The 7,030-nt window shown below is 43.4% G+C and carries 7 protein-coding genes; 5 read left to right on the forward strand and 2 right to left on the reverse strand.

Annotated elements, in window-relative coordinates:
- The first annotated feature begins 145 nt into the window (after nucleotides 1–145).
- Entirely contained in the window at nucleotides 146–571 is a 426-nt protein-coding gene (locus B4K20_RS12430; protein ID WP_289283115.1) for a hypothetical protein, read from the forward strand.
- Nucleotides 571–1,374 carry a DODA-type extradiol aromatic ring-opening family dioxygenase gene (locus B4K20_RS12435; RefSeq protein WP_289283116.1) on the forward strand — a complete coding sequence of 268 codons (804 nt, stop codon included), beginning with the start codon at nucleotides 571–573 and terminating at the stop codon, nucleotides 1,372–1,374. Before B4K20_RS12430 ends, B4K20_RS12435 begins: the two co-directional genes overlap by 1 nt.
- A gap of 29 nt (nucleotides 1,375–1,403) precedes the next feature.
- On the opposite strand, the gene B4K20_RS12440 is transcribed toward B4K20_RS12435, so the two are convergent.
- Nucleotides 1,404–2,573, reverse strand: a complete 1,170-nt coding sequence (locus B4K20_RS12440) for an MFS transporter (RefSeq protein WP_289283117.1) — start codon at nucleotides 2,571–2,573, stop codon at nucleotides 1,404–1,406.
- Between the two features lie 100 nt (nucleotides 2,574–2,673).
- Here B4K20_RS12440 and B4K20_RS12445 point away from each other — a divergent pair, with 100 nt between their 5' ends.
- Both B4K20_RS12445 and B4K20_RS12450 read left to right on the forward strand, forming a co-directional pair.
- On the forward strand, nucleotides 2,674–3,537 hold the full coding sequence (locus tag B4K20_RS12445; protein ID WP_289283118.1) for a LysR family transcriptional regulator: 864 nt from the start codon (nucleotides 2,674–2,676) through the stop codon (nucleotides 3,535–3,537).
- A gap of 285 nt (nucleotides 3,538–3,822) precedes the next feature.
- The gene (locus tag B4K20_RS12450) at nucleotides 3,823–4,743 is read left to right on the forward strand and encodes a DUF808 domain-containing protein (protein WP_289283119.1); all 921 of its coding nucleotides are present in this window, start codon (nucleotides 3,823–3,825) and stop codon (nucleotides 4,741–4,743) included.
- Between the two features lie 38 nt (nucleotides 4,744–4,781).
- Here B4K20_RS12450 and gdhA read toward each other — a convergent pair whose 3' ends face one another.
- Nucleotides 4,782–6,107, reverse strand: coding sequence for an NADP-specific glutamate dehydrogenase (gene gdhA / locus B4K20_RS12455; protein WP_289283120.1), 1,326 nt, complete (start codon nucleotides 6,105–6,107; stop codon nucleotides 4,782–4,784).
- A 198-nt stretch (nucleotides 6,108–6,305) separates the two neighbouring features.
- On the opposite strand from gdhA, the gene B4K20_RS12460 reads away from it, so the two are divergent.
- Nucleotides 6,306–6,893 carry a hypothetical protein gene (locus B4K20_RS12460; RefSeq protein ID WP_289283121.1) on the forward strand — a complete coding sequence of 196 codons (588 nt, stop codon included), beginning with the start codon at nucleotides 6,306–6,308 and terminating at the stop codon, nucleotides 6,891–6,893.
- Nucleotides 6,894–7,030 lie beyond the last annotated feature (137 nt).

Genomic DNA, 7,030 nt, shown 5'->3' on the forward strand with positions numbered 1-7,030 from the left:
ACTTTTCATAGCCTGCCATGTATAGATCTTATTAGCTCGCTCTTATTTAAGGGAATATTATTGCTATGTCAGTAGAAGTGTTGCTGTTGAGATGGCAGTCATGTTTACCGTTTATATGTTCAGCATCGTGAGTTTGAAGTAGCAAATGAAAACACAAGTGAGCGGTTGGGCAGTAGTTCAAGAAGAGCCTTCAGGCTGTGGTATCGCTGCCTGTGCTAATTTAGCCCAGATAAGCTATGCCGAAGCCAAACAGCTAGCCAATTCATGGGGTATCTTTGCCGAGGATAAAACGCTTTGGTCCGAGACTTGCCATGTCAGGCAGTTACTCTCTGCATTGCATATCTCAGTCAGTAATAAGCAAACGACTTTTGTGTCATGGGACAGATTGCCTGATAGAGCGCTTATCGCTCTAAAGTGGCATAGGGAGCAAGGAAAGCCATTTTGGCATTGGGCGGTGTTTACGCGTGATGGCGACAATGCTGTGGTCATTGATTCTGCCAGACGTTTGAAATCACCTATCAGAACAGACTTTGGCCGAATGAAGCCAAAGTGGTTTATCGAGGTGAAATGATGGCAGATATCGTATTCATTTCCCATGGAGGTGGGCCTTTACCGCTATTAGGTGACCCTTCACATCAAGAGTTAGTTGACACACTGACTACCCTCTCAACACAGATAAAAAAACCAAAAGCGATTATTGTGATCAGTGCGCACTGGGAAGCAAATCATGTCCGCATCACACATCAAAAACAGCCTGGTTTGCTCTATGACTATTATGGCTTTCCTGAGGCTTCTTATGCGTTTAAATACCCTTGCGAAGGTGCACCTGAGTTAGCTGAACAGATAGTGAAAAAACTTAATGCCGCCAATATAGCTGCGGAGCTTGAGGAAGAGCGGGGACTGGATCATGGGGTGTTTGTGCCGCTAACCATTATGTATCCAGATGCAGATATTCCCTGTATTCAGCTTTCTTTAGTCAATGGGTTGGATCCTGAGCTTCATCTAAAGATCGGAGAAGTACTGAATGACACTCTGGCTGAAGATGTGCTTATTATTGGTTCGGGTTTTTCATTTCATAATATGCGCGCTTTTTTTAGCAAAGACGATCCGACTCATGCACAAATGAATCAGTCTTTTGAAGACTGGCTCGCTGAGACGTGCTCAAGTGCTAATATCAGCGAGCAAGATAGGAAGGTGCGTTTGCAACACTGGGATGAAGCGCCTCACGCACGCTATTGTCACCCCAGAGAAGAACATCTGTTACCCCTTCATGTTTGTTATGGTGCTGCTGGGCGAGCTTGTGATGCTGTGTATTCTCTATCTATATTAAATAAACAGGCCAGTATGTACCTATGGTCTACACCTGGATATTGAGCCTCAATTGTGAGTGAGTGTTTACACTTTTAATACTTTTTTGATCTGAACCCAAAAAAGCAGGCGATGATAGCAATACTACAGGCGCCTATAACAACTCCATGCCAAGCATAATGCTGGTAAAGCAAAACTGAGAACCAGGACCCAAATGCACCACCGATAAAATAACAGGTCATATAGGCTGAAGTGAGCCTATTCCTGATGTCAGGGTGTAATGAATAAATTTTATTTTGATTGCTGACATGCACTAACTGTACAGCCAAATCCAACAATAATACGCCGACTAGAAGCGCAATAAGTGAACTTGGCGCCTTAAAGAGCAGTAGCCAGCTAAGTAGTAATACTGATAAACCTAAACGAGTACCAAGATCGCCTTTTCCGGCATCGGCTAATTTACCAGCCCATGACGCAGCAAATACACCTGCCACACCAACAAGACCAAACAAGCCGATAGTAGCGTCGCTATATTCATAGGGAGGCTCGGCTAATAGGAAGGCGAGGGGCGTCCAAAACATACTAAACAAGACAAATGACAACATCCCCAAAATGGATCGATAACGAAGTATTGGTTCTTTGATAAACAGGCCCATAACAGAGCCTAATATCTGCTTGTAGCTCATATCGTTATTGTTATGGTAAGTCGGTAAATAACGAGCCAAAGCCAGTGTTGTAATGAACATAGCAACAGCAGCAAACCAATAAATGTATCGCCAGCTACCCAGGCTGGATAAGCCGCCCGCCACAACACGAGCCAACAATATGCCCAGCAAAAGTCCGCCCATGATTGTGCCAATGACTTTGCCTCGGTGTTGTTCTGAGGCCAGTGTGGCGCCCAGTGGCAGTAATACTTGCGCGACAACAGAGCTAAGGCCTGTTATGGCTGTGCCGAGTAATAACCATGGCAAACTTCCAGCAAAGCCACTTATTAACAAACCAACGGTTGCGAATAGGCTCATGACAACAATAAGTTGACGGCGCTCTAGCCTGTCTGCCAACGGCACTAAAAACAACAAGCCTATGCCGTAACTCAGCTGAGCTGTGGTGACGATATTGCCGGCCAGGGAGTGACTTAGCCTGAATTCATTGGCTATGGTATCGAGTAATGGTTGGGCGTAGTAATTACTTGCTACGGCAATGCCGGTGGCGGTTGCCATCAGTAAAACTAAGCCTTGCGTAAGTACGGTTTGTTGTTTTGTCATAAGGCATTTCAGAGAGTGAATTAGCCATACTATGCGATGTAAGTATTAATGATTCAAATGCATTGTTATCATTGAAGCTATCTTTAAATGAGATAGATCAATGAATCTAAGACAAATTGAATATGTCGTAGCTGTAGCCGAAGAATCAAGTTTTACCCTGGCAGCTAGACGCTGCCACACCGTTCAGTCGGCATTAAGTCATCAGATTACAAAGCTAGAAGAGGAGTTAGGCGTATCCCTTTTTGAACGTACTTCAAGAAAGGTCTCTCTAACGCTGGCGGGACAGTCGTTTGTGGAGCAGGCTAAACATACCTTAGATTCAGTGCAAAAAATTTACACTGACGTGACAGCAACAACGGGGCTTGTTTCTGGCCGCCTTAATGTCGGGATGATTTCAGCAATGACTATAGTCAATATCGTAGATGTCTTTGCAGAGTTTCACCAAAATTATCCAGAGGTTGATATTGGTTTAAAAACAGCAGGTAGTGAAGTATTAATTACCGATGTGACAAACCATCGTCTCGATATAGCTTTGATTGGCTTATGGGTCGATGAATCCATATCTGGGGTGGAATATACTCAACTGGCTGAAGAGCCTCTGGTCGCCGTGCTTCCATGCAAACATCACTTGGCAAAGAATCAGCTGTTGTCATTACATCAACTTGCCTCTGAGCCGATGGTTAACTACCCAAAAGAAAGTAGTGCTCGAAGACAGACTGATGAAGCCTTTGCAAGTCAGGGACTGGTATCTAAAGTAAAGTTTGTGGTTGACCACATCAGTTTAATTGAGCAGTTAGTTGCGTCTGGCCTGGCTTATGCCATCGTTCCGAAGCCTTTGTCTGAACAATTCTCAGATGCTGTGGCTATACCCATAAAAGAAGCCCCAAAGCGTGCTTTGTATATGATTTGGTCATCAAGGCCCAGTCCAGCAGCAAAAGCATTTATGTCATTTATCCAGACTTAACAAAATTACTGGAAAGCGAGGAGGTCGTTTGGGTCGCGAAATAACCCGAATAAACTCACTATTAAATTGTTAGCGAAGACTTTAGGTGATCTTTGGCTCGTTCTCTTAACCGCTCTGATTTCTGTACTAATGTATTTGCTCGAGCCATTCTTAGCTTTATTTATATAAACGAGATATAGACTTCATCCACAATAAAATCCTGACTTTTTTGTCTTAGAAAAAGTCAGGTAGACAGCAGGAAAGCAAACAAATACGCTACCTGCAAATCATATAGGAATAAAAACTATGGCAAGTGTAGGTTTATTAGCTCTGGTCGATGATATTGCATCATTACTTGATGATGTATCAGTGATGACAAAGGTGGCGGCAAAAAAAACGGCGGGCGTATTAGGTGACGATCTTGCACTTAATGCACAACAAGTAACAGGTGTTGATCCCAAAAGAGAGTTACCTGTCGTATGGGCGGTAGCGAAAGGTTCATTTCTTAATAAACTGATACTTGTTCCTTTGGCTTTGATCATCAGTGCTGTTTTTCCGATTGGTGTGACGATTTTATTGATGCTTGGTGGTTTATTTCTTTGTTACGAAGGCATGGAAAAACTGGCTCATAAATGGTTACCACATGAAGAAAGTGATGACGAGCATAAGAAAAAACTGGCTGCAGCAACGGCAGATGAAGATATTGATATCAAAGCTTATGAACGTAAAAAAATAAAAGGGGCGATCAGAACAGATTTTATTCTTTCCGCAGAGATTATTGTGATCGCACTTGGTGTGGCTCAGGGTGAAAGTCTACCGACGCAAGCCATCGTGGTGTCTTTAATAGCCATTGTGATGACCTCAGGCGTATATGGCCTGGTAGCGGGTATTGTGAAATTCGATGATGCCGGTTTGGCTTTAGTCAAAGCCGGACAGGGCGATAGCCGCTTTGATGGTTTCCAGCGTAAGCTGGGTCAGGTCATTTTATTTCTCGCGCCCAAGTTGATGAAGTTTCTATCGGTGGTGGGCATGATCGCCATGTTTTTAGTCGGTGGCGGTATTCTGGTGCATGGACTCCCTTTTTTACATCATCTATTAGAGGGTTTGAATGCATCAATGGGTGCAGTCATGACCGTTATGATGCCTGTGTTATTTAATGGTGGTGTTGGCCTGATTGCGGGTGTGATGGTGTTATCCATTGTGACTGGCATGAAGAAATTGTTTTAAAAAGATGGGCCAGCCCCAATTCAGGCTGGCCCGTTTTTCTATATCAGACCAAAGGCTAACATGGCATTCGCCACACGTCTGAAGCCGGCAATATTGGCACCCAGTACATAATTGTGTGGTTCACCAAACTCTTCAGCGGTTTGGCAACAAGCTTTATGAATGTGGTTCATGATTTCATGCAGACGATCTTCATTGTATTCATAACTACTGCTGTGAGTGGCATTGAGCTGCATTTCTAAGGCGGATGAAGCCACGCCCCCCGCATTGGCGGCTTTGCCTGGAGCAAAAGCGACATTATTCGTCTGAAAGACTTTAATCGCTTCTGGTGTACTGGGCATATTGGCACCTTCACAGACAGCAATACAACCGTTTTTGACTAAGGTTTGTGCGTCTTCTTCTTCCAATTCATTTTGAGTAGCGCAGGGGAATGCAATATCACACGGAATATCCCAGATATTGCCATTTTCAATGTATTTGGCGTCAGGATGAATATCGAGATAAGTGTAGATTCGCTGTCTTTCTACTTCCTTTATACGAATAATGGCATCAACATCAATACCTTGTTCATGCACGATGACACCACCAGAATCTGAACAGGCAATGACTTTTGCACCAGAAGCCCGCAGTTTTTCCATAGCATAAGTCGCCACATTGCCTGAGCCCGAAACCAAGGCGACTTTGTCCTTCAATTCCTCATCATGAACAGCTCTGAGCATATCTTCACAGAAAAAGACGGCACCATAGCCGGTGGCTTTTTTACGAATTAATGTGCCACCCCAGCTTGGACTTTTACCTGTGATTACGCCCGCTTCATAACGTTGCGTAATACGCTTGTATTGACCAAACAGATAACCAATTTCTCTACTACCAACACCAATATCACCAGCAGGTACGTCGGTAGACTCACCAATATGACGATAAAGGCTGGTCATAAAACTCTGACAAAAACGCATGACCTCACGATCAGATTTACCTCTGGGGTCAAAGTCTGCTCCGCCTTTGCCACTACCAATAGGCAGGCCTGTTAACGCATTTTTGAAAGTTTGTTCAAAGGCGAGAAATTTGATTGTGCCAAGCGTGACACTGGGGTGAAAACGCAAGCCACCCTTGTATGGACCTAATGAACTATTAAAACCAACGCGAAAACCTCTGTTGATATGGAGTTCGCCATTATCATCTTCCCAAGGCACACGAAATATCACTTGTCGCTCTGGCTCACATAAGCGCTCGATAATTTTTTCTTGGTGATACTCAGGGTGACGTTCTAACACCGGTGTTAATGTTTCCAAAACCTCATACAGGGCTTGATGAAATTCTGGTTCGCCCGGGTTACGACTGATAATTTGCTGATAAATAGATTCCATTGTTCTCGGCTTATATCCTGTTGTTGAGTAAATGAAGACAGACAAATAGTGAGTGCTTCTGCTACTGACACTCAATATACGGGTGAGTTTTCTACTTTAGCAAATTACGCTGGCATGTAAATTTGTCCGTTTCGATTGACAACACATAATGAAAAGCATTTGATCATAGTTAATCACGACGCAAATGGACCTTTTATAATGAGAAAATCGTATGTTTTGATGTGGGTGTTGGGGTGGTGTTTACATTCACCTGTTGCGGCTGCCTATGACTGTTATCAACCTTCTCCTACAGTCGAGTCTTTGGAAGAGGAATACCGTAATAATGATAAAAGCCTTGTCATAGATAAAAATGAAGAAGCGCTCCAGTTTCTCAAACAACTGAAAGGACAATGGACAGGCACTGGCGAGGAAATTTCCTGTAAAGGTTCGGATAACAACCCACAAAAACTACATAAACAAATGCAAGTCGAAGCAGATGTTGAAGAAAGCAGTATTGTGTTGTTTAGAGCACGTTTAGAAAAAGTGTTTCCGGCAGAGCGTGTCAGTCGTTCGGAGACCTTAGGTCTGATTAATATCGAAAGTTTGTATGGACTGAGTGCAAACGGTCGACATATTGAGGCGAATCAACGTGAGTTTGCTTCGAATGGTCCTAATGCTGGTGTTCGTTATTTAGAGTATATGATTACCATTGATGCGCCTAATGATGATGAGCTCTATGTAGAATGGTCATTGTTTACTAACGGAGTCTACGTTTTTACTCAGAAGCTTAATCTCACCAGAAATTAAAAAAAGAGCCTGAATAGTCAGGCTCTTTTTTGACTTATTTAAGTAACAAGAACATCGCACGGCGGCCGCGAACAATATTAAATAATAATTCCTTCGCATTACTCACCATTGGCTTGAACTGCTCTAGTGCAGTGACT

This window comes from Methylophaga sp. UBA5088 (assembly GCF_002414625.1).
GTDB lineage: Bacteria > Pseudomonadota > Gammaproteobacteria > Nitrosococcales > Methylophagaceae > Methylophaga > Methylophaga marina.

Coding starts and splice junctions, on each gene's coding strand:
- B4K20_RS12430 (WP_289283115.1), top strand. CDS start 146: ATGAAAACACAAGTGAGCGGTTGGGCAGTAGTTCAAGAAGAGCCTTCA.
- B4K20_RS12435 (WP_289283116.1), top strand. CDS start 571: ATGGCAGATATCGTATTCATTTCCCATGGAGGTGGGCCTTTACCGCTA.
- B4K20_RS12440 (WP_289283117.1), bottom strand. CDS start 2,573: ATGACAAAACAACAAACCGTACTTACGCAAGGCTTAGTTTTACTGATG.
- B4K20_RS12445 (WP_289283118.1), top strand. CDS start 2,674: ATGAATCTAAGACAAATTGAATATGTCGTAGCTGTAGCCGAAGAATCA.
- B4K20_RS12450 (WP_289283119.1), top strand. CDS start 3,823: ATGGCAAGTGTAGGTTTATTAGCTCTGGTCGATGATATTGCATCATTA.
- gdhA (WP_289283120.1), bottom strand. CDS start 6,107: ATGGAATCTATTTATCAGCAAATTATCAGTCGTAACCCGGGCGAACCA.
- B4K20_RS12460 (WP_289283121.1), top strand. CDS start 6,306: ATGAGAAAATCGTATGTTTTGATGTGGGTGTTGGGGTGGTGTTTACAT.